Below are 22,050 nucleotides of genomic sequence, written 5' to 3' on the forward strand. Positions count from 1 at the left end.
GCCGGGAGCTCGTCATGACGGCTCATCCCAAGGATGCTATCGCCGAGGTGAGGCGGCTGCGGCGCCCGCGCCCGCGGCGGCACTGGTTGACGCGCAGTTTCCGCGTGCAGGTGATGCTGTTGGTGGGGGTGCTGCTGGCCGCCATGCTGCTGGCCCAGGGGGCCTACCTCAATCACCGCAAGGCCGAGATCATCAGCGATCAGATGGGCCAGCGCGCCCTGGCAGTGGCCCGGAGCGTGGCCGGCGTCCCCGAGCTGGTCGAAGCCTTTGCCGAGGCGGACCCGTCGGCCACCATCCAGCCCATCGCCGAGCGCATCCGCCGCGACACCGGGGCGCGCTATGTGGTGGTGGGCAACGCCGATGGCATCCGCTACTCCCACCCGCTGCCGGAACGGATCGGTCTGCCCATGGTAGGCGGCGACAACGACCGTGCGCTGATCGGCGGCGAGTCCTACGTCTCCGAGGCCGAGGGCTCGCTGGGCGAGGCAATGCGCGGCAAGACGCCGGTTGTCGACGCCGAGGGCACTATCATCGGCATCGTCTCGGTGGGCTTCATGCTCGACCGGGTGGCTCTGGACGTGGGGCGGCACACCAGCCTCGGCTGGTGGCTGGTGGCCGCCATGATCACGCTGGGCTTCGCCGGCGCCTACGGGCTCTCCCACCACCTCAAACGCGTGATCCTGGGCCTCGAGCCCCATGAGATCGCGCGGCTTGCAATGGAGAAGGAGGCGATCCTCCAGTCGATCCACGAGGGTATCCTGGCGGTCAACCGCGAGGGCGAGATAACGCTGGTCAATCAGCAGGCGCGACGCTTCATGGATCTGCCCGAGGCCCGGGAGGCGCTGGGGCGTCCGATTCAGGAGCTGGTGCCCAACTCTCGGCTGCTGGAGGTGCTCGAGAACGGCGAGCAGCAGTTCGACCAGCAGATGTGGCTCGGCGACCATCCGGTAGTGGTCAACCGAGTGCCGGTGCGCCACGCCGGCGAGATCGAGGGCGCCGTGGCAACCTTCCGCAGCCGCCGCGAGATCGTCGAGCTTTCCGATGCCCTGACCGCGGCGAGTCGCGACGTGGACATGCTGCGCGCCCAGGCCCATGAGTTCTCCAACAAGCTCTACACCATCTCCGGGCTGCTGCAGCTCGATCGCATCCAGGAGGCCCTGGCGCTGATCCATCAGGAGAGCGAGCGTGCCCAGGCGCAGATGAGCTTCCTGATGGGCCACGTGGCCGACCCCGTGATCAGCGGCACCCTGCTCGGCAAGCTGACCCGGGCCCGCGAGCTGGGCGTAGCGCTGGAGATCGATGATCAGAGTTCCCTCTCGCTGCCGCTGACCTCCACCGGCCAGGAGGTGCTGATGACGGTGCTGGGCAACCTCATCGACAATGCCTGCGATGCCGCCCGGCAGGGCGCTGGCCATGATGATAGTAAGCGTGATGACAGGCCTCGGGTCAGGCTGTTCTTCACCGACCTGGGCGAACAGCTGCTCATCGAGGTGGAGGACAATGGCCCCGGTGTGCCCCCCGCGGAGCTGGCGCGCATCTTTGAGGAGGGCTACTCCACCAAGCCCGGCCGCCATCGCGGCATCGGCCTGGCGCTGGTGGCACGGTTGAGTGCCGAGCACGGCGGCGCCATCACCCTGGAGGAGAGCGAGCTGGGCGGGGCCTGCTTCACGGTGGTGCTCGACCGCTCGCTGTGCCGCCACCCGGCCGTGGTTTGATCGAGCCCTCGGTGCCCACAACCGCAACGACCGTCAGTGGAGGAGAGATGTCGACCGACCCCCAGCTGCCCCACGGCCAGGACCTCGATCATCAGGGCCATGGGGTCCTGATCATCGAGGACGACTTTCACATCGCCGAGATTCACCGTGCCTTCATCGAGCGCAGCGAAGGTTTCCAGGTGGTGGGCATGGCGCGCTCCGGCGCGGAGGCCCGCAGCCTGCTGGCCGACCATGGGGAGGCGATCGACCTGGTACTGCTCGACGCCTACCTGCCCGATGTGGAGGGATTGGAGCTGCTGTGGCTGCTGCGCCGCGACCACCTGCATATCGACGTGGTGATGGTCACCGCTGCCCGCGAGGTGGAGACCATCAGCGAGGCGCTGCGCGGCGGCGTCTTCGACTACCTGATCAAGCCCGCCGAGGCCTCGCGGATGGCCCAGATGCTGGCGCGCTTTCGCCGCGAGCGGGCGGCCCTGGCGGCCCGTGGCGAGATGAGCCAGGAGCAGCTCGACCGGGTGCTGGCCCGGGTGCAGCCCGAGGCTGTGGCAGACGGGGCGCGCCGGCAGCTGCCCAAGGGCATCGACCGGCTGACGCTTCGGGCGGTGATGGCGGCGCTGGAGGCAGCACCGAAGCCCCTCGCCGCCATGCAGGTAGCCAAGGCCATGGGCGCCAGTCGCTCCACGGCGAGGCGCTACCTGGAGTTCCTGGTGTCAGTGCAGGTGGTGGGAGCCGAGCTGGGCTATGGTGATGTAGGCAGGCCGGAGCGGCGCTATCGCCTGGTGGGTGACGCCACGCCCTGGTGCGAGGAGAGGTGAGGGAGCCGTCACCGTGAGCAGAATGGACACAATGCCCAAAACGCACTTTTTCTCCATTATGTTCACAAGGTTGAGATCCGTGGCTCCGATCCTCTAACGTTCGCTTCGTAGCTTTCCATAACAACGATTCCGCCTCGAGGAAAACGCCATGACCGCCAAGTTCACCGCCAAGGGCCTCACCGCCATCGTCCTGCCGCTGGCCGCGCTGACCGGCCTTGCCGGCGCCGCCCAGGCCGAGGACTGGATGCCGAGCCGCTCCATCGAGTTCATCGCCCCGGCCAACCCCGGCGGCGGCTGGGATACCCTGGTGCGTACCACCTCCCGGGTCATCCAGTCTGAGGGCCTGGCCGATCAGAATTTTGCCGCCATCAACGTGCCCGGCGGCGGTGGTGCCGTGGCCTGGGCCCAGATCGCCAATGATAGTGGCAACCCGCACAAGCTGTTTGCCACCAGCCCGCCCATCATCCTGGTGCCGCTGGCAGGGACTTCGCGATACGACCATACCCACTTCACGCCGATCGCTCGGTTGATCACCGACTACTCCATCGTGCTGGTTCCGGCAGATTCCGAGTATCAGGACCTCAACGATCTGTTTGACGCCATGCGCGAGGATCCCTCCATGAGTGTGGGTGGAGGTAGTGCGCCAGGCTCCATGGACCACATCTCCGTCGTGGGTGTGGCGTCGGCGGCTGGCATCGAGGCGCAAGGTGTCAATTACATCGCCTTCTCGGGTGGCGGCGAAGCCATGACCAACCTGATGGGGGGGCATGTCGAGGCCGTGATCACCGGGGCCGGCGAAGCCGCAGGCCAACTGGGGCCCGATAGCGATATTCGGGCGCTGGGGGTTTCCTCTCCCGAGCGATTGGGGGGGCCCTTGGCCGATATTCCCACCTACCAGGAGCAGGGTATCGATTACACCTTCGACATCTGGCGCGGTGTCATGGGGACACCCGATATGCCGGACGAAGCCGTCGCCTATTATGAAGACCTCTTTGCCCGGATGCTCGAGACCGACGACTGGCAGGAAGCCCGTGACCAGTTGGGCTGGATCGATGCCTATCAAACCAGTGAAGAATTCGGCGCTTTTCTGGATGCCCAAAAGGAAGAGTTCAGTGGCGTGCTGACCGAACTCGGCCTGATTCGCTGAATGCCGGCTGATTCTCATCCGGAGTGACTCTCTTGAGCCCTGATCATCTCAGGGCTCAATCTTCTCGAACGTGACGCTTGGGCCCGAGGTCAGGTTTCGCCTGATGCAGGCTCGAGTTGGAAGGCTCATGACACGACTCAACACGAATCAGATCATCGCACTGATCGTTGCACTGTTCTCGGTGGGTTACCTGGTAATCGCTTTCCAGATCCCCGCTTTCCCGCTTCCCCGGCCGGTCGATTCCGATATTTTTCCCAAGGTGCTTGGGTTTGTCCTGCTGGGGCTTGCCGTGTGCCTGTTCCTGGAAAAGCCCAAGGCGCAGGATATTCCCGCGGAGCCGAGCCCGGAGGCGCTGAACCAGCCATTACTGTTTCGCCCCTGGTCGCGGATCGTCATTACCTCGCTGGCGATCATTGTCTTCGCCCTGCTGATGGTACCGATCGGTTTCGTGATGGCATCCACGGTGCTGGCCTTCGGTCTCGGCTGGTATTACGGCTATCGTCGGCACGGGGTAAACCTGGCGACCTCGCTTGGGGTGGTGCTGGCGCTGTACTTGACCATGACGCGCATCATGGAAGTCTACCTTCCTACGGGAATCCTGCCGATCTGATGTCTCATGACACGATCAGCCCGCGAGAGAGAACCTGCTCATGGAAGCACTGAACAACCTGATGTATGGCTTCGGCATCGCGCTGGAGCCCATGAATATCGCCTATGTCTTCGGTGGTGTCTTCGCCGGCACCATCATCGGTATGCTGCCGGGCCTGGGGCCGATCAGCGCCCTGGCCCTGATGATCCCGATCACCTTCGCCATGGAGCCATCTTCCGGCCTGATCCTGATGGCGGGTGTCTATTACGGGGCCATTTTCGGTGGCTCGAGTTCGTCGATTCTTCTCAACGCTCCCGGCGTGGCCGGCACCGTGGCCACCTCCTTCGACGGCTATCCCATGGCCAAGCAGGGCATGGCCGGAAAGGCCCTGGCCATCGCGGCCTATGCCTCCTTCGTGGGCGGCACCATCTCCATCGTCTTCCTGATGATGGTGGCGCCGCTGCTGTCTCGTGTCGCCGTGGCGTTCGGCCCGGCGGAGTACTTCGCGCTGATGGTCCTGGGCTTGACGGCAGTGGTGTCGCTCTCCGACAAGTCGTTGGTCAAGGGGCTGATCGCCGCCGTGGTGGGGATCATGATCTCGATCATCGGCATCGACCTGCAGACCGGCACGGTGCGTTTCGCCTTCGGCACCACCCACCTGCTCGACGGCATCGACTTCCTGGTGGTGGCACTGGGCATCTTCGCCCTGGCCGAGGTCTTCTACATTCTGCTGCGCGGTGGCGGTGGCAAGGAGCCGGAACGTAATGCCATCGGGTCGCTCAAGCTCACCCGACATGAGGTCAGGCAAATCGCTGGCCCGATCGGCCGTAGTTCGGTGCTGGGCTTCTTCACCGGCGTGCTGCCGGGTGCCGGTGCGACCATCGGCTCCTTCCTCGGCTATAGCATGGAGAAGCGCATCGCCAAGGATGGTGACACCTTCGGCAAGGGCAACATCAAGGGGGTGGCGGCACCCGAGGCGGCCAACAACGCGGCCTGTACCGGTTCCTTCGTGCCGTTGCTGACCCTCGGTGTGCCCGGCTCCGGGACCACGGCGGTCTTGTTGGGTGCCCTGCTGGTCATGGGGGTCAGCCCCGGGCCGGCGATGCTGGTGGACCGTCCCGATGTGTTCTGGGGTGTCATTGCCAGTATGTATATCGGCAACATCATGCTGCTGGTGCTCAACCTGCCGCTGATTCCCTACATCGCCAAGATCCTTGAAATGCCTCGCCCACTGTTGCTGGCGTTGATCCTGATATTCTGCATGGTTGGCGTCTACGGCATGAGCTTCAGCGTGATCGACCTGCTGTTTCTGCTTGGCTTCGGGCTGCTGGGGCTTGGTATGCGGCTGTTCGGTTTTCCGGCGGCACCGCTGATCCTGGCGCTGATCCTGGGTAGCATCATGGAAGAATCGATGCGTCGTGCCCTGCAGATCTCCGGTGGTGACTGGATGGTCTTCATCGACAAGCCGATCTCCATGTGGCTGCTGATCATCGCGGCACTCTCGCTGATGCTGCCACTGGTCAAGCCGATGATGCGCAAGTTGCGGACCCGCCGGGGCGCCTGACCCCTTGCCTCGCAGCGCCCGTGGGGGCGCCGGCCATGCCGGCGCCCCCGTTGCGTCATGGCCTCGGGCCCGATGCACCGTCGAGGTGCGGCGTAGCGGGCGAACTCACAGGGATGAGTCATCACCACCGCACCGCGACCGACCCAATGCACCGGCCGGGTGCATCCTGGCCCTGTCGGCAACGACCTGCTGGCTCCTGATCCATCATAACTAGTTAATATTTCAGTGAATTTCTCCTGATGGCGCAGCCTTTGCTGAGTCTCCTTGCCCGACAACAATGACCCCCCACCGGGGAGCAAGGAGATTCTCATGACCCTGTCCCATCGCAAGGCACTGCGGCTTCGCCCACTGACCTCTGCGCTGCTGAGCGCCTCCCTGCTGGGGGCCGGCGGCCAGGCCCTGGCCCAGGAAGAGCCGATCAAGGTCGGCATCCTGCATTCGCTCTCGGGCACCATGGCGATCAGCGAGACGGTGCTCAAGGACACCGTGGAGATGCTGGTCGAGAAGCAGAGCGCCGAGGGCGGCCTGCTCGGCCGTCAGCTCGAGGCGGTGGTGGTGGACCCTGCCTCCAACTGGCCGCTGTTCGCCGAGCGTGCCCGAGAGCTGCTGGCGCAGCACGAGGTGGACGTGGTCTTCGGCAACTGGACCTCCGTCTCGCGCAAGGCGGTGCTGCCGGTCTTCGAGGAGCTCAACGGCCTGCTCTTCTACCCGGTGCAGTACGAGGGGGAGGAGTCCTCCGAGAACGTCTTCTACACCGGGGCGGCGCCCAACCAGCAGGCCATTCCTGCGGTGAACTACCTGCATGACGAGGTGGGGGTCGAGCGCTGGGTGCTGGCGGGCACCGACTATGTCTACCCGCGCACCACCAACCGCATCCTCGAGGCCTATCTCCAGGAGGAATTCGGGGTGGCCGAGGAGGATATCCTGGTCAACTACACCCCCTTCGGGCACTCCGACTGGCAGAACATCGTCGCCGAGATCCGCCGCTTCGGCTCCGAGGGCATGAAGACCGCGGTGGTCTCCACCATCAACGGCGATGCCAACGTGCCCTTCTATCGAGAACTGGCCAACCAGGGCATCGATGCCGCTGATATCCCGGTGGTGGCCTTCTCGGTGGGGGAGCAGGAGCTCACCGGCATCGATACCGGCCCGCTGGTCGGCCACCTGGCTGCCTGGAACTACTTCATGAGCGTCGACACCGATGCCAACTACGACTTCATCGACGCCTGGATCGAGTGGACCGGCGACGAGGAGGCGGTGACCAACGACCCGATGGAGGCCCACTACATCGGCTTCAACATGTGGGCGGAAGCGGTACGCAAGGCCGGCACCACCGACGTGGATGCCGTCAAGGACGCGATCATCGGCGTGGCCGTGCCCAACCTGACCGGCGGCTATGCGGCCATGATGCCCAACCACCACATCACCAAGCCGGTGCTGATCGGCGAGATCCAGGATAATGGCCAGTTCGATATCGTCTGGCAGACCCCGTCCACCGTGGTCGGCGATGCCTGGTCCGACTTCCTGCCGGGTTCTCGTGACCTGATTGCCGACTGGCGCGCCCCGATGCGCTGCGGCAACTTCAACGTCGCCAGCGGCTCCTGCGGGGGCAGCACCGCGGCCGAGGAGGCCGAGGCCGCCTTGGCCGACTAAGTCCCACCCCATCCCCCGCCGCCGTTCGGCGGTGGGGGAGCACGCCTTCTCGACGTTCTATCGCTTGCGAATTCCAGAGGAACTCCCGATGAGGATCTTCCCGCCGTCCTGGCCTGGTTCGGCCAGGACACGAACCGGTCGTGCCCCGCTGGCCAGGCTGCTGACGCTCCTGCTCCTGCTCCTGCTGCTGATACCCCCTGCCGCCCAGGCCCAGCCCGAGGATGCCGACGCTCGGGCGCTGCTCGAGTCTCTCGACGTGCGCTCTTTCGCCGACAAGGCCCGTGCCATCGACGTTATCGTGCAGAGCGACGATCCCCGCGCCCGTGACTGGCTGCAGGCGTTGCTCGACGGCCGCCTGCAGCGCGGCGAGGACGGCCGCTTCGTGGTAGTGCTCGACAACCGCGGCCGTGACTGGCCGGTGGCAGATGCCCTGACCGGCGAGCCGCTGGGGGAGATGTCGCGCCGTGAACTGGAGCGCATCGGCATCAACAATGCGCTGCGCAACCAGCTGCGCAGCGCCATCGCTGTGGTGGATCTCTATTCGCCGAATCTCGGCCTGCGACGCGCCTCCGCCGAGCGGCTGCTGGGCGAGGTGGACGCCGACCTGGCCGGTCCCCTGGCCGAGGTGATCGAAGGCGAAGAGGACGCCCGGGTGCGCAGCCGCCTGGTTCAGGCGCTGGCCATCCACCGCCTGGAACAGGGTGAGGTGGCCGCGGTGGCCGAGCTCGAGGGTAGCCTGCATCCGAGGGTGCGCGTGGCGCTCAACCGCGCGGCGTCGGGCGCGATGGAAAGAGACGCGGCGTCGGGCGCGATGGAAGGAGACGCGGCGTCGGGCGACGGTACGGTGCTGGCCGACGCGGCGCGCAACGCCCTGAACGACATCGAGCAACTGCTCAAGGTCAATCGGGCCGTGGAGACGCTCTACTTCGGCCTGTCGCTGGGCTCGGTGCTGGTGCTGGCGGCCATTGGCCTGGCCATCACCTTCGGCGTGATGGGGGTCATCAACATGGCCCACGGAGAGCTGATCATGCTGGGCGCCTACACCACCTGGGCCATGCAGCAGCTGCTGCCTGGCCAGCCCGGCCTGGCGCTGATCCTGGCGATCCCCGCCGGCTTCCTGGTGGCGGCGCTGGCCGGCATCGCCATCGAGCGGGGCGTGATCCAGTTCCTCAAGGGCAGGCCGCTCGAGACCCTGCTGGCCACCTTCGGCATCAGCCTGATCCTCCAGCAACTGGTACGCACGGTGATCTCGCCGCAGAACCGCACGGTGGTCTCACCGGAATGGATGAGCGGCTCCATCGCCATCAACGACGCCCTGTCGCTGACGCTCAATCGCCTGATGGTGATCGGCTTTGCCCTGCTGGTATTCGCCGGCCTGATGCTGATCATGCGGCGTACGCGGTTGGGGCTCGAGGTGCGGGCGGTGACCCAGAACCGCGCCATGGCCCGCTCCATGGGCATCCGCGCGACCCGGGTCGATATCCTCACCTTCGCCCTGGGCTCCGGTGTCGCGGGCCTGGCCGGGGTGGCGCTTTCCCAGCTCACCAACGTCGGGCCCAACCTGGGCCAGAACTACATCATCGACTCCTTCATGGTGGTGGTGTTCGGCGGCGTGGGAAACCTCTGGGGCACCCTGGTGGCGGGCCTGTCGCTGGGCGTGATCAACCAGGTGCTGGAACCCTGGGCCGGCGCCGTGCTGGCCAAGATCATCGTGCTCGTCTTCATCATCCTGTTCATCCAGAAGCGCCCCCGCGGACTCTTTCCGCAGAAGGGCCGTGCGGCGGAGGGCTGATCCATGCTGGCTTCGAGATTCTGGCTGACGCGCCCCTTTGCGGAGCGCTCGACACAGCTGTTCCTGGCCGTGCTGCTGGCCGCCATGACCCTGGTGACGCTGCTGCATGTGATGGTGCCCCAGGGCCACGCGCTGCACGTCAATGCTTATACCGTCAACCTGTTCGGCAAGTACCTGAGCTATGCGCTGCTCGCCGTGGCGGTGGACCTGGTGTGGGGCTACCTGGGCATCCTGAGCCTCGGCCACGGCGCCTTCTTCGCCCTGGGTGGCTACGCCATGGGCATGTACCTGATGCGCCAGATCGGCGACCGCGGGGTCTATGGCCACCCGGAACTGCCGGACTTCATGGTGTTTCTCAGCTGGGAGAGCCTGCCCTGGTACTGGGCCGGCTTCGACATGGCCGGGTTTGCCTTCCTGATGGTGCTGCTGGCGCCGGGGGCCCTGGCGCTGGTGTTCGGCTTCCTGGCGTTCCGCTCGCGGGTCACCGGTGTCTATCTGTCGATCATCACCCAGGCGCTGACCTTCGCCCTGATGCTGGCCTTCTTCCGCAACGAGATGGGCTTCGGCGGCAACAACGGACTGACCGACTTCCGAGACATCCTCGGCTTCAACCTGCGCAGCAACGAGACCCGCCTCGGCCTGTTCCTGGCCACCGGCGTGGCGCTGGCCCTGGGCTACCTGCTGTGCCGTGCCATCGTCGGCAGCAAGCTGGGACGGGTGTGCATCGCCACCCGCGATGCCGAGGCGCGCACCCGTTTTCTCGGCTACCGGGTCGAGCGCTTCCAGCTGTTCGTCTTCGTGGTCTCGGCCATGCTGGCGGGCCTGGCCGGCGCCCTCTACGTGCCCCAGGTGGGCATCATCAACCCCAGCGAGTTCTCGCCGCTGTTCTCCATCGAGATCGTGCTGTGGGTGGCGCTGGGCGGGCGGGCGACCCTCTACGGCGCAGTGATCGGGGCGATACTGGTCAACTACGCCAAGACGGTGTTCACCGGGGTGATGCCCGATGCCTGGCTGTTCGCCCTCGGTGCGCTGTTCGTGCTGGTGACGGTGTTCCTTCCCCGTGGCGTGGCCGGCCTGCTGGGGTATCGTTTCCGCAAGCGGCGGCGGGGCGCCGGCGACGACGATGCCCACACACCGGCGAAGGAGGCTACCGTATGAGCCTGCTGAGATCCCTCGCCGACCGCGATCGCGTCTTCGACTTCCTGGTGCCGGCGGCCTCGCCGGTGGACGTGCGCCATGGCCCGATCCTCTATCTGGAAGATGTTACGGTGAGCTTCGATGGTTTCAAGGCCATCAACAATCTCAACCTGACCATCGACGACGGCGAACTGCGCTGCATCATCGGCCCCAACGGCGCCGGCAAGACCACCATGATGGATATCATCACCGGCAAGACCCGCCCCGATGCTGGGCAGGTATGGTTCGGCAGCCGTCACGACCTGCTGGCCATGAACGAGCCGGAGATTGCCAGCCTCGGCATCGGGCGAAAGTTCCAGAAGCCCACGGTGTTCGAGGCGCTCTCGGTGTTCGAGAACCTGGAGCTGGCCATGGCTGCCGACAAGCGCATCCTGCCCACGTTGACGGCGCGGATGAGCGGTGAGATCCGCGATCGCATCGAGGAGGTGCTCGGCACCATCGGACTGACCGAGGTGCACGGCCGACCGGCGGGCATTCTCTCCCACGGCCAGAAGCAGTGGCTGGAGATCGGCATGCTGCTGATGCAGCGCCCGCGGCTGCTGCTGGTGGACGAGCCGGTGGCCGGCATGACCGAGCAGGAGATGGAGCGCACCGCCGAGCTCCTGACCGGGCTGGCGGGGAAACAATCCGTTGTCGTCGTCGAGCACGATATGGGGTTCGTGCGCTCCATCGCGCGCCAAGTGACGGTGCTCCACCAAGGTAGCGTGCTGGCGGAGGGGAGCATGGACCAGGTGTCGAATGACCCGAGGGTGGTGGAAGTCTACTTGGGCGAGGAGGCGTGATGCTGACCATCGACAAGCTCAACCAGTACTACGGCGAGAGCCACACCCTGTGGGATCTCGACCTCGCGGTGCCGGCGGGGGAGTGCACCTGCGTGATGGGCCGCAACGGCGTGGGCAAGACCACCCTGATGAAGGCGGTCATGGGCGAGGTGGCCGTTGCCGGCGGCAGCATCCGCTACGCCGATGACGTGGAGCTGACGAAGAAGCGCGTGGAGGATCGCTCGCGCCTGGGCATCGGCTATGTGCCCCAGGGGCGGCAGATCTTTCCTCTCCTCACCGTGGAGGAGAATCTGCGCACCGGCCTCGCCGCTCGTGGCGACGGCCGCCGGACGATTCCCGAGCGGATTTATAAGCTCTTTCCTGTTCTCGAGGAGATGAAGCATCGCCGCGGCGGGGACCTCTCCGGCGGCCAGCAGCAGCAGCTGGCCATCGGTCGTGCGCTGGTGATCGAGCCGCGCCTGCTGATTCTCGATGAGCCGGGGGAGGGCATCCAGCCCAATATCGTCACCCTGATCGGCGAGGTGATCCGCCGGCTGATCAAGGAGGATGGCCTGACCGTGCTGCTGGTGGAGCAGAAGCTACCCTTCGCCCGCAAGTACGCCGACCGCTTCGTGATCATGGATCGCGGCCGGCCGGTTGCCCGGGGGCCGATCGGTGAGCTGACCGATGCGCTGATCAAGGCGCACCTCACGGTCTAGGGCCTGACGCGTTGCACGTCGGGCATCGCACGCCTGACGGAGAGAGCAGGGAATAAAGGCGAGTGGCAATACGCCCTCTATGGCCAGCAGGGGGGGTGGCTTGCACTTTGATGGATCGCCCGTCCGCCGGACTGCACCCACAAGGTGCTTGACGGCCCGCGGTGGCGCACCGCGATAAGGCATAAAGGGTGCTAAGTCGAGCCTGGTGAGATATTCAACTACATGATTAATAATAGGAAAATATCCTCTTCCCCATTTTGGTACGGCCCTTGCTGAAAGCTGGTCAGACACGCTGGATCACGAGCCGCCCATGACCGCTTTCGAGACCTCCCTGGATGCCACGACGCCGACGGACTCCGGCCATCGCTTCGATGCCGGACGCCGCTGGGCGGCCTCTCTCGTTCTCGGCTTCGAGGCCCGCGATGGGGTGACCCGCATGACACGGTCCCGTCATCGGGGACCGCTGCGGGTTCAGCGCCCCTTCTATCCCGAAGGGCGCGATGCGGGAGGCCGCCCCGGCCCCTGCCATGTCTACCTGCTGCACCCTCCCGGCGGCCTGGTCAGCGGCGACGCCCTGAGCATCAATGTCGGGGTCGAGAGCGGCGCCCGGGTGCTGCTGACCACGCCGGCCGCCAACAAGCTCTATCGCGCCGACAGCCACGGGGTGGCCTGGCAGCAGGCCACGCGACTCGAGGTCGCCGACGGCGGCGTTCTGGAGTGGCTGCCCCAGGAGACGATCGCCTTCGATGGGGCCCGGGGCGAGCAGACCACCACCCTCGAATTGGCCGGCAGCGCCCGCTGCCTGGGCTGGGAAGTGCTGGCCCTGGGGCGTCCGGCAAGCGAGCTGCCCTTTGTCTCGGGGCGTATCGATCAGCGCTTCCGGCTCACCCGCGACGGCAAACCGCTGTGGCTGGAGCGCCAGCCGCTGGATCCGGCCCATCCGCGCTTCAAGGGACGCTGGGGGCAGGGCGGTGCCACCCTCCAGGCGACCCTCTGGGTGGTGGGCCTGGTTGATGAGACCGAGGCCATCGAGGCGCTGCGCGCAAGCCTTCCCGCTTCGACCCGCTGGGCGGTGACTGTGCGCCACGGGGTGCTGCTGCTGCGCTACCTGGGCGATGAGCGCCGCGAGGCCTGGGGGCTGTGCGAGGCCGCCTGGCGGGTACTGCGCCCCAGACTGCTCGGCCTCGAGGCTCACACGCCACGCATCTGGCTGACCTGAGGCTTTCCCTTTTAGCCCACGGAGACACCGACATGGAACTGACCCCCCGCGACAAGGACAAGCTGCTGCTCTTCATGGCGGCTCAGCTGGCCGAGCGCCGCCGCGCCCGCGGCCTCAGGCTCAACTACCCCGAGGCCGTGGCGCTGATCAGCTTCGAGATCCTGGAAGGCGCCCGGGATGGGCGCACCGTGGCCGAGCTGATGAGCGCCGGTCGCGAGATCATCACCCGCGACGACGTCATGGAGGGGGTGGCCGAGATGGTCGACGAGGTGCAGGTGGAAGCCACCTTCCCGGATGGCACCAAGCTGGTCACCGTTCACACCCCCATCGTCTAAGGAGACCGCGATGATTCCCGGCCCAGTGATTCCAGGACAGTATCAGTTGAAGGATGGCGAGATCGCGCTCTGCGAGGGGCGCGAGCGGATCAGCGTCGAGGTTGCCAACACCGGCGACCGGCCGATCCAGATAGGCTCCCATTACCACTTCGCCGAGGCTAACCCGGCGCTCGTCTTCGACCGCGACCGCGCACGGGGCTATCGCCTCGACGTGGCCGCCGGCACCGCGATCCGCTTCGAGCCGGGCCAGACCCGCCAGGTGACGCTGATCCCCTTCGTTGGCCGGCGACATGTCTACGGCTTTCGCGGCGAAGTGATGGGCAAGCTGGATGGAGGTGACGTATGAGCACCCGCATCAGCCGCCAGGCCTATGCCGATATGTACGGCCCCACGGTGGGCGACCGGGTGCGCCTCGGCGACACCGAGCTGTGGATCGAGGTGGAGCGCGACGCCACCCACTACGGCGAGGAGGTGAAGTTCGGCGGCGGTAAGGTGATCCGCGACGGCATGGGCCAGAGCCAGCGCCATGACGACGAGGTGATGGACACCGTGATCACCAACGCCCTTATCCTCGACTGGTGGGGCATCGTCAAGGCGGATGTGGGCCTCCAGGGCGGGCGGATCAAGGCCATCGGCAAGGCGGGCAACCCCGACACCCAGCCCGACGTCGAGATCGTCATCGGCCCGGGCACCGAGATCATTGCCGGCGAGGGCAAGATCCTCACCGCCGGCGGCATCGACGCCCATATCCACTTCATCTGCCCCCAGCAGGTGGAGGAGGCGCTGATGAGCGGCATCACCACCATGCTGGGTGGCGGTACCGGGCCGGCGACGGGGTCGAACGCCACCACCTGCACCCCGGGGGAGTGGCACCTCGGCAAGATGCTCCAGGCGGTGGACGACCTGCCCATGAACATCGGTTTCCTGGGCAAGGGTAACGCCAGCCTGCCCGAGGCGCTCCAGGCCCAGCTCGAGGCCGGGGCCATGGGCCTCAAGCTGCATGAGGACTGGGGCACCACCCCGGCGGCCATCGACAACTGCCTGAGCGTGGCCGAGCGCTACGACGTCCAGATCGCCATCCACACCGACACCCTGAACGAGTCAGGCTTCGTGGAGGACACCCTGGCGGCCTTCAAGGAGCGGGGCATCCACACCTACCACACCGAGGGGGCCGGGGGTGGCCACGCGCCGGATATCCTCACCGCCTGCTCGAAGCCCTATGTGCTGCCGTCCTCCACCAACCCGACGCGTCCCTACACGGTCAACACCATCGACGAGCATCTGGACATGCTGATGGTGTGCCACCACCTGGACCCCAACATTCCCGAGGACGTGGCCTTTGCCGACTCGCGCATCCGCCGCGAGACCATCGCCGCCGAGGACATCCTCCAGGACCTGGGGGTGATCTCGATGATCGCCTCCGACTCCCAGGCCATGGGGCGGGTGGGCGAGGTGGTGTGCCGGACCTGGCAGACCGCCCACAAGATGAAGGTGCAGCGTGGCCTGCTGCCGGAAGACGAGGCACTCAGCGCCGATAATTTCCGCGCCCGGCGCTATATCGCCAAGTACACCATCAACCCGGCCATCACCCACGGGATCAGCCACGAAGTGGGCTCCGTGGAGGTGGGCAAGCTGGCCGACCTGGTGCTTTGGAAGCCGGCCTTCTTCGGCACCAAGCCCGCCATGCTCATCAAGGGGGGGATGATCGCCGCCGCCCCCATGGGCGACCCCAACGCCTCGATTCCCACGCCCCAGCCGGTGCACTACCGGCCGATGTTTGGCGCCTTCGGTCGCGCCGCCAGCCAGTGCCGGGTCAGCTTCGTCAGCCAGGCGGCCATTGAGGCGGGCATCAAGGAGCGGTTGGGGCTGCACAGTGAGCTTTCGGCGTGCCGCAACGTACGCGGCGTGCGCAAGCAAGATATGAAACTCAATGACGCTTGCCCGGAGCTGACCGTCGATCCGCAGACCTACGAGGTACGCTGCGACGGTGAGTTGCTGACCTGCGAGCCGGCCACCGAGCTGCCGCTGGCACAGCGGTATCACCTCTTCTAGGAGAGCCCGACATGCTGAAACTGACCGAACGCCTGGGGCCCGTTACGGCGGGCCAGGCCACCGATACCCTGACGCTGCCCTTCGAGCCGCGCACCAAGGGGCGGCTAAAGGCGCTGAGCGACAGCGGCCGTGAACTGGGTCTCTTCCTGGATCGAGGCCCGGTGTTGCGCGACGGCGAGGGCCTGCGCGCCGAGAGCGGGGAGGTGGTGCGCATCCGCGCGGCCGCCGAGCCTGTGGTGACCGCGCGCATCGCCGCGGGCCTGCCGCTGGCGCGGCTCGCCTATCACCTGGGCAATCGCCACGTGCAGCTGGCGCTGGGCGAGGACGAACCCTCTGGTCAGGGCTATGTGCGCTTCCCGCCGGATCACGTGCTGGAGGAGCTGGCCGAATTGCTGGGGGCGACGCTCGAGCATAATGAGGCCCCCTTCGACCCGGAGCCAGGCGCCTACCAGCCGCAGGGCGGGCACTCTCATGGCCACGGCCACGGCCACGGCCACGGCCACCAGGATCATGACCACGAGCACCACGATCATGGCCACTCCCATGCCCACTGAGGTGGCCATGACGCCGCCTGCGTCGGGGGCGGCGTCAGAGCAGGGCGACGACCTGGCGCTGCTGGGCCTGCTGCAGCTGGTCAGTCCGGCGCTGCCGATCGGCGCCTTCGCCTTCTCCCAGGGGCTGGAGAGCGCCTTCGAGCTGGGCTGGGTGACCGACGAGGTGAGCCTCGGCGACTGGCTCGAAGGCGTGCTCATTGATGGCCTGACCCGCTGCGAGCTGCCGGTGCTGTCGCGCCTTCAGGCGGCCTGGGCGGCGGGCGACGGCGAGGCGGTGGCCGAGTGGGACCAGTGGCTCGCCGCCAACCGTGAGACCGCGGAACTCGCCGCCGAGGACGCCCGGCTCGGCGCCTCGCTGGCGCGGCTGCTCGGCAGCCTCGAGTTGCTGCCGAACAGCCCGTCGAGCAGCCCGTCGAGCAGCCCTTCGAGCAGCCCTTCGAGAGAGGTACCGGCGCTGCTGCCCGGGGGTGCCGGCTACGTCACCCTGTTCGCCTGGACGGCCCATGTCCGTGGCATCACCCCGCGCCAGGCGCTGCTGGGCTTCGCCTGGGCCTGGCTGGAGAACCAGCTGGCCGTCGCCTGCAAGGCGTTGCCGCTGGGCCACACCGCCGCCCAGCGATTGGTGGAACGGCTGCGCCCGGCGCTGCTGGCCGCGGTGGACGAGGCGCTCTCGCTGTCCGACGACGCCCTCGGCCCGGCGCTGCCTGGCCTGGCGCTGGCCAGCGCCCTGCACGAAACCCAGTATTCACGGCTCTTTCGAAGCTGAACAACCAGGAGAACGACCATGACCCATTGCCTGCGTATCGGCGTCGGCGGCCCGGTGGGCTCCGGCAAGACGGCCCTGCTCAAGCAGCTCTGCCTGGCGCTGCGCGACCACTACGATATCGCCGTGGTCACCAACGATATCTACACCCGGGAGGATGCCGACTTCCTGCTCAAGCACGAGGCGCTGTCGGCCGACCGCATCCTCGGCGTGGAGACCGGCGGCTGTCCCCATACCGCCATCCGCGAGGACGCCTCCATGAACCTCGCCGCTATCGACGAACTCCAGGCGCGCCATCCGGGCCTCGAGCTGGTGCTGGTGGAGTCCGGCGGCGACAACCTCTCGGCCACCTTCAGCCCCGAGCTCTCGGACCTGACCCTCTATGTGATCGACGTCTCCGCCGGCGACAAGATCCCGCGCAAGGGCGGGCCGGGCATCACCAAGTCGGACCTGCTGATCATCAACAAGATCGACATCGCCGAGCAGGTGCACGCCTCGCTCGAGGTGATGGAGCGCGACTCGAAAACGATGCGCGGCGAGCGCCCCTTCGTCTTCACCAACCTCTACGACGGCGTGGGGCTCGAGACGATCATTCAGTTCATCCTCGACCGCGGCATGCTCCCGGAACGCCGGCCCGAGGCCATCGCCACCGCCTGATGCCCTTGATCATTGAACCTGTCCGCAAGGAGGACGCCGCCATGAAGCATTCCTTTACCCTCACCGCGCCTGCTGGCCTGGCCGCCGCACTCGCCGCTGTCCCCTTCCTGCTGCTGTTTGCCGGGGCGGCCCTGGGGCACCCGGGCCACGGCGCACCCGATGTGCACGCCCACACCGGCAGTCCGCTGCTGCTGGTGGCGGGGGCCTTCGCCATGCTGGGCATCACGGGCCTGGCCCTGCTGGTGCGGCGGTCACTGCGCCAGCGCCGGCTGCAGCGCCAGCGCTGAGGCCCCGTATGCCCCTACGCAGAACGCCCGGCCTGTGGCCGGGCGTTCTGCATTTGTCGTCAAGGTGGTGAATCAGGGCAGCAGGATGGTGGAGCCGGTCGTCTGGCGGCTCTGCAGGGCGTCCTGGGCCTTGCCGGCCTCACTCAGCGGGTAGCGGTGAGAGATGTCGACCTTGAGCTTGCCGCTCTCGAGCATGGCGAAGAGCTCGTCGGCCATCATCTGCAGCCGTTCGGGCGTATCGGCATAGCCGTTGAGGCTGGGGCGGGTGACGAATTGGGAGCCCTTCTGATTGAGGATACCGATATTGACCCCCTCCACGGCGCCGGAGGCGTTGCCGAAGCTGACCATCAGCGAGCGTGGCTTGAGGCAGTCGAGCGAGGTCTCCCAGGTATCCTTGCCCACCGAGTCGTAGACCACATCGCACATGGCGCCGTCGGTCAGTTCGCGCACCCGCTCGACCACGTTCTCCTTCGTGTAGTCGATGGTGGCCCAGGCGCCGTTCTGCTCGGCCAGGGCTGCTTTCTCCGGCGAGCTCACGGTGCCGATCAGCTTCACGCCCAGTGCCCGGGCCCACTGGCAGGCGATGGAGCCCACGCCACCGGCGGCGGCGTGCCAGAGGATGGTCTCGCCTCCCTTGAGCGGATGAGTCTGGCGCATCAGGTACTGCACCGTCAGGCCCTTGAGCATGCTGGCCGCGGCGGTCTCGAAGTCGATGGCGTCGGGCAGTGCCACCACCTTGTCGGCGGGCAGGGTATGCAGCTCTGCGTAGGCGCCCAGCGGCCCCTGGGCATAGGCGACGCGATCGCCGGGCGCTAGGTGGGTGACCCCTTCGCCCACCGCATCGACCATGCCGGCACCCTCGGTGCCGAGCCCGGCGGGCAGCGACGGCGCCGGGTAGAGCCCGGTGCGGAAATAGATATCGATGAAGTTGAGGCCGATGGCGCGGTTGGCGACCCGCACCTCGCCCGGGCCGGGCTCGGCGGGGGACACATCGATGAGGTCGAGTACCTCGGAGCCGCCGGTGCGGGCAAACTGAATACGCTTGGACATGTCGGTAAGTCCTTGTTTTAATGAAAGATGTACGGGGTGAGTGACAGTCGGGATAGGGCAATCATCCAAACGCCGATCCCCCTTGCGGTCAAGTCGGCAGCGGGTTCAGGCGTCGCCGAGCCCTTCGACAAACGCCTGCTTTTCCGCCTCGAAGAAGGCGCGCTCCTGCTTGAAGCGGCGCAGAACGGCCTGCTCATCGAAGGCAAGCGGCGCTGCCAGCTTGCCGGATAGCGCCGCCGGGTGCCGGAAGGCCAGGGCGACCCGCTGCCCCTGGGCATCCTGGGTCCAGCGGGTGAGCCCGCACTCGCCCAGGAAGGCCTCGTCGAGGGACTCGCTCGTCGTCGCGCAGAGAGGCGCGTTGAGGGCCAGATCGCGGATCAGGCGCCGCAGGGGCTCGCGGCTCTCCTCGAGGGAGGCGGCGAGCGTGAGGGCCATCCCTTCGCCGCTCTCGTCCATGACCAGCAGGGCCAGCGCCAGGGGCTGGCCCCTGTTGTCCATCAGGGCCCAGAGGCGGGCCGCCTCGGCGGGAAACAGCAGGTGACGGGTGCCGCTGAAGGCCACGAGCGGGGCCAGTCCGGCCTGGGTACCATGGACCGCCGCACACAGCCGCGCCAGGCAGGCATCGCGCCTGGCGCCGGGCTCGAGACTCACCACCTTCATCGTCGTTCTCCACTCCATGACCGGTTGGCGCGAAGCCTAGCACATTTAGTCTCCCACACTCGGGCGCCACCCGGCCCCTCGGGGGCCTGTGCCTGTGCCCTGCATCTCGCTATGCTGTCGTCCATCGCTGGTTGCCACTGCCTCGCGCCGTGGCGGCCAGCCCCTCAAGGACGCGAGAGGCCCCATGAGCTATCCCACTACGCCCCATCCCGTCATGCCCCATCCCGCCACGCCCCATCCGGCCATCGACCTGCCACGCCTGATCGCCCACCGTGGGCTGTCGGCCCGGGCCCCCGAGAACACCCTCGCCGCGGTGCGCGCCGCCCAGGCGGCGGGCTGCCGCTGGGTCGAGCTGGACGTTCAGCTGCTGGGCGACGGCACGCCGGTGGTCTGGCATGACGCCACGTTCAAGCGTTGCTCCGACGGTCGCGCCCGCCTCGCGGACCTGGACCTGCCCCGCGCCCGGCGGCTGGACGTGGGCGGCTGGTTCGGCGATGAGTTTCGCGGCGAGCGCATCGCGACCCTCTCCGAGATGCTCGCCCTTATCGATGCCCTGGGACTCGGCCTCAACCTGGAGCTCAAGGTGAACCGCGGACGCAGCGCCGCGGCCCTGGTGGAAGAGGCGCTGCCCGCGGCCCTGGATGCCTTGCCGCCCGAGCGGCTGATCGTCTCCTCCTTCAATGCCGAGGCGCTGGCCTGCGCCCGGGACCTGGCCCCCGCCGCGCGGCTGGCCCTGGGCGCACTGTTCGAGGGGATTCCCGACGACTGGCGGCAGCGCTGTGAGACGTTCGAGGCCTTCAGCGTGCATGCCGACTGGACGCGCCTGAGCCAGCGCAGCGCTCGGGCCGTTCGCGAGGCCGGCTATCCGCTGCTCTGCTATACCGCCAACGATCCGGCGGCCTTCGCCCATCAGTGGGCCTGGGGAGTGACCAGCGTCATCAGCGATGATCCTGGCCGCTTCGCGGGGCATCTGCCCGTCGGTCACTGAAACGGCCAGCCGCACACGCCAGAGGGCCGCCCCGGTGGGGCGGCCCTCTGGCTGCCGGCCGAGACTGGCCGGTGCGTTGCCAGAGGGCTCAGCGGGTGGCCGGGGTGATCTCCTCGCGGCCGTCATCCTGCTCCACCACCATGTCGTCCTCGACGTGGATCGGTTCCTCGGCCTCGGCGTCACGCACGCTGCGCGCACGGTGCTCGATCAGGAAGTAGAGGATCAGGCCGATGCCCAGGCCCCAGGCGGCGCCGTGGGTGGCCAGTACCACGCCCATGATGCCGGCCACGCCCATGGCGGTGGCGTTCTTGATCTGCTCCACGGCCACGGCGATGCAGAGGTAGCCGGTGATCAGCAGGGTGATGGAGAGGGCAATCGGCAGCACCGGACGGAAGGCGGTGACCAGCGGCAGCATGAACAGGGCGAAGAAGCCGACGATCCAGAACACCGCGGTGCCGGAGTAGATGGTCTCCATCGCCTTGCGGCCATAGCGGTAGCGCTCGGTGACCGTGGCCATGGCGCCGGTGAAGAGCGGGCCGGCGAGGCCGGGGTAGGGCGCCAGCAGGGCGTGCATCAGGTTGCGCAGGCCGGTGATCAGGTGCACGCGGTCGACGTCGACCTCGATCTTCTCGTCGGGACGCAGGTGGTCGACGCGCTTGATCAGGGTCTGGCCGACGATGATGTCACCGAAGGCGATGATATAGGCGATGATGGCGGTGGGAATCGCGGCGATCATCAGCTCGGGGCCGGGAGCGCCGATGGAGAAGGGCAGGTAGGCCCAGATGCCGCCGAAGTCGGGGATGGCGATGCCCCACTCCACCGTCGGCAGCGGGTATTCGCCCACGCCCCAGCCGATGGCCATGGTGATCAGCATGCCCGGCACCATACCGTAGGCGACGATGTTGCGGGCCCAGCGGTACTTCTCGGCCAGGTCGCGGAAGGAGAGCGAGAACAGCACGTAGAGGGTGATCAGGCCGCCGATGCCCAGCGAGATGGGGGTATTGTAGAGGCGGCCGCCCACGCTGATCTCGCCGCTGATGGCGGCGATGCCGGCGCCCAGCAGGATGCCCGCCTTGATGGAGTCCGGGACGTTGTTGACCAGCTTGGTACCCAGGCGCGTGACGGCCATGAACAGGAAGATGGCGGTGACCATCAGCTGCAGGGCGATCATCGCCTTGAGGGCGTCCGGCCCCGGCTCATACTGACCGATGAACAGCAGCACGACGGGAATGGCCGGAGTGATCCAGCCGGCGATGAAGGGAATGCCGAGGAGTGGCGGCAGGATGAAGCCGATGCCGCAGACCACCACGAAGGCCAGCGCTACCTCGTAGGGGATGCCGAGATACTGTTCCAGCAGCGGGATCATGCCCAGGGAGATGACGAACATCACCAGCGCCTGGATGGTCTCCGGGATGGCCCAGGGGAAATGGATGAAGGGGAGGCGAACCTTGAAGGGTCCCACCGGCCAGTAGGGTTGTTCCTCACCATACTTTCGTTTCAGTAGCACGTCGTTAACCTCAGCGGTTCGGGTTG

Annotated in this window: 22 protein-coding genes; 19 read left to right on the forward strand and 3 right to left on the reverse strand. The window is 67.0% G+C overall.

Annotated features, from left to right (window positions below; genetic code table 11):
• The first annotated feature begins 14 nt into the window (after window positions 1–14).
• The 18 genes from ACM26W_RS07650 (at window position 15) to ACM26W_RS07735 (ending at window position 17,819) form a co-directional block, all read left to right on the forward strand.
• Window positions 15–1,715, forward strand: a complete 1,701-nt coding sequence (locus ACM26W_RS07650) for an ATP-binding protein (RefSeq protein ID WP_416140234.1) — start codon at window positions 15–17, stop codon at window positions 1,713–1,715.
• 47 nt (window positions 1,716–1,762) lie between these two features.
• Entirely contained in the window at window positions 1,763–2,530 is a 768-nt protein-coding gene (locus tag ACM26W_RS07655; RefSeq protein WP_416140235.1) for a response regulator, read from the forward strand.
• Between the two features lie 148 nt (window positions 2,531–2,678).
• Window positions 2,679–3,677, forward strand: a complete 999-nt coding sequence (locus ACM26W_RS07660) for a tripartite tricarboxylate transporter substrate binding protein (RefSeq protein ID WP_416140236.1) — start codon at window positions 2,679–2,681, stop codon at window positions 3,675–3,677.
• A gap of 127 nt (window positions 3,678–3,804) precedes the next feature.
• A complete protein-coding gene (locus tag ACM26W_RS07665) occupies window positions 3,805–4,287 on the forward strand; it encodes a tripartite tricarboxylate transporter TctB family protein (RefSeq protein WP_416140237.1) in 483 nt (160 codons plus the stop codon).
• Window positions 4,288–4,327: 40 nt separating this feature from the next.
• On the forward strand, window positions 4,328–5,830 hold the full coding sequence (locus ACM26W_RS07670) for a tripartite tricarboxylate transporter permease (protein ID WP_416140238.1): 1,503 nt from the start codon (window positions 4,328–4,330) through the stop codon (window positions 5,828–5,830).
• A gap of 309 nt (window positions 5,831–6,139) precedes the next feature.
• A complete protein-coding gene (gene urtA, locus ACM26W_RS07675) occupies window positions 6,140–7,483 on the forward strand; it encodes an urea ABC transporter substrate-binding protein (protein ID WP_416140239.1) in 1,344 nt (447 codons plus the stop codon).
• A gap of 88 nt (window positions 7,484–7,571) precedes the next feature.
• The gene (urtB, locus tag ACM26W_RS07680; RefSeq protein WP_416140240.1) at window positions 7,572–9,275 is read left to right on the forward strand and encodes an urea ABC transporter permease subunit UrtB; all 1,704 of its coding nucleotides are present in this window, start codon (window positions 7,572–7,574) and stop codon (window positions 9,273–9,275) included.
• Window positions 9,276–9,278: 3 nt separating this feature from the next.
• Complete coding sequence (urtC, locus tag ACM26W_RS07685; RefSeq protein WP_416140241.1) at window positions 9,279–10,433, forward strand: urea ABC transporter permease subunit UrtC; 1,155 nt, start codon at window positions 9,279–9,281, stop codon at window positions 10,431–10,433.
• Window positions 10,430–11,254: an urea ABC transporter ATP-binding protein UrtD gene (urtD, locus tag ACM26W_RS07690; RefSeq protein ID WP_416140242.1), complete on the forward strand. Its 825-nt coding sequence runs from the start codon at window positions 10,430–10,432 to the stop codon at window positions 11,252–11,254. The genes urtC and urtD overlap by 4 nt, the downstream gene beginning before the upstream one ends.
• Complete coding sequence (gene urtE / locus ACM26W_RS07695) at window positions 11,254–11,952, forward strand: urea ABC transporter ATP-binding subunit UrtE (protein WP_416140243.1); 699 nt, start codon at window positions 11,254–11,256, stop codon at window positions 11,950–11,952. The genes urtD and urtE overlap by 1 nt, the downstream gene beginning before the upstream one ends.
• A 310-nt stretch (window positions 11,953–12,262) precedes the next feature.
• Window positions 12,263–13,171: an urease accessory protein UreD gene (locus ACM26W_RS07700; protein ID WP_416140244.1), complete on the forward strand. Its 909-nt coding sequence runs from the start codon at window positions 12,263–12,265 to the stop codon at window positions 13,169–13,171.
• A gap of 32 nt (window positions 13,172–13,203) precedes the next feature.
• On the forward strand, window positions 13,204–13,506 hold the full coding sequence (locus tag ACM26W_RS07705) for an urease subunit gamma (RefSeq protein WP_416140245.1): 303 nt from the start codon (window positions 13,204–13,206) through the stop codon (window positions 13,504–13,506).
• 25 nt (window positions 13,507–13,531) lie between these two features.
• Complete coding sequence (locus ACM26W_RS07710; RefSeq protein WP_416140840.1) at window positions 13,532–13,852, forward strand: urease subunit beta; 321 nt, start codon at window positions 13,532–13,534, stop codon at window positions 13,850–13,852.
• A complete protein-coding gene (gene ureC, locus ACM26W_RS07715) occupies window positions 13,849–15,558 on the forward strand; it encodes an urease subunit alpha (RefSeq protein WP_416140246.1) in 1,710 nt (569 codons plus the stop codon). Before ACM26W_RS07710 ends, ureC begins: the two co-directional genes overlap by 4 nt.
• Window positions 15,559–15,569: 11 nt before the next feature.
• Window positions 15,570–16,112, forward strand: a complete 543-nt coding sequence (ureE, locus tag ACM26W_RS07720; protein WP_416140247.1) for an urease accessory protein UreE — start codon at window positions 15,570–15,572, stop codon at window positions 16,110–16,112.
• Window positions 16,090–16,878 (forward strand): urease accessory protein UreF, encoded by a 789-nt coding sequence (locus ACM26W_RS07725; protein WP_416140248.1) that lies wholly within the window; start codon window positions 16,090–16,092, stop codon window positions 16,876–16,878. The genes ureE and ACM26W_RS07725 overlap by 23 nt, the downstream gene beginning before the upstream one ends.
• Window positions 16,879–16,896: 18 nt before the next feature.
• Window positions 16,897–17,532, forward strand: coding sequence for an urease accessory protein UreG (ureG, locus tag ACM26W_RS07730; RefSeq protein WP_416140249.1), 636 nt, complete (start codon window positions 16,897–16,899; stop codon window positions 17,530–17,532).
• Window positions 17,533–17,573: 41 nt separating this feature from the next.
• Window positions 17,574–17,819, forward strand: coding sequence for a hypothetical protein (locus ACM26W_RS07735; protein ID WP_416140250.1), 246 nt, complete (start codon window positions 17,574–17,576; stop codon window positions 17,817–17,819).
• Between the two features lie 72 nt (window positions 17,820–17,891).
• On the opposite strand, the gene ACM26W_RS07740 is transcribed toward ACM26W_RS07735, so the two are convergent.
• Window positions 17,892–18,869, reverse strand: a complete 978-nt coding sequence (locus ACM26W_RS07740) for an NADPH:quinone reductase (protein ID WP_416140251.1) — start codon at window positions 18,867–18,869, stop codon at window positions 17,892–17,894.
• A 105-nt stretch (window positions 18,870–18,974) separates the two neighbouring features.
• Complete coding sequence (locus ACM26W_RS07745; protein ID WP_416140252.1) at window positions 18,975–19,529, reverse strand: hypothetical protein; 555 nt, start codon at window positions 19,527–19,529, stop codon at window positions 18,975–18,977.
• Between the two features lie 184 nt (window positions 19,530–19,713).
• Here ACM26W_RS07745 and ACM26W_RS07750 point away from each other — a divergent pair, with 184 nt between their 5' ends.
• Complete coding sequence (locus tag ACM26W_RS07750) at window positions 19,714–20,517, forward strand: glycerophosphodiester phosphodiesterase family protein (RefSeq protein WP_416140253.1); 804 nt, start codon at window positions 19,714–19,716, stop codon at window positions 20,515–20,517.
• Window positions 20,518–20,605: 88 nt separating this feature from the next.
• Here the strand turns inward: ACM26W_RS07750 and ACM26W_RS07755 are convergent, their stop codons facing one another.
• Window positions 20,606–22,024: a xanthine/uracil/vitamin C permease gene (locus ACM26W_RS07755; RefSeq protein ID WP_416140254.1), complete on the reverse strand. Its 1,419-nt coding sequence runs from the start codon at window positions 22,022–22,024 to the stop codon at window positions 20,606–20,608.
• Window positions 22,025–22,050: the final 26 nt, after the last annotated feature.

Origin of the sequence: Halomonas sp. HK25 (assembly GCF_047795635.1) — a bacterium.
Lineage (GTDB): Bacteria > Pseudomonadota > Gammaproteobacteria > Pseudomonadales > Halomonadaceae > Halomonas.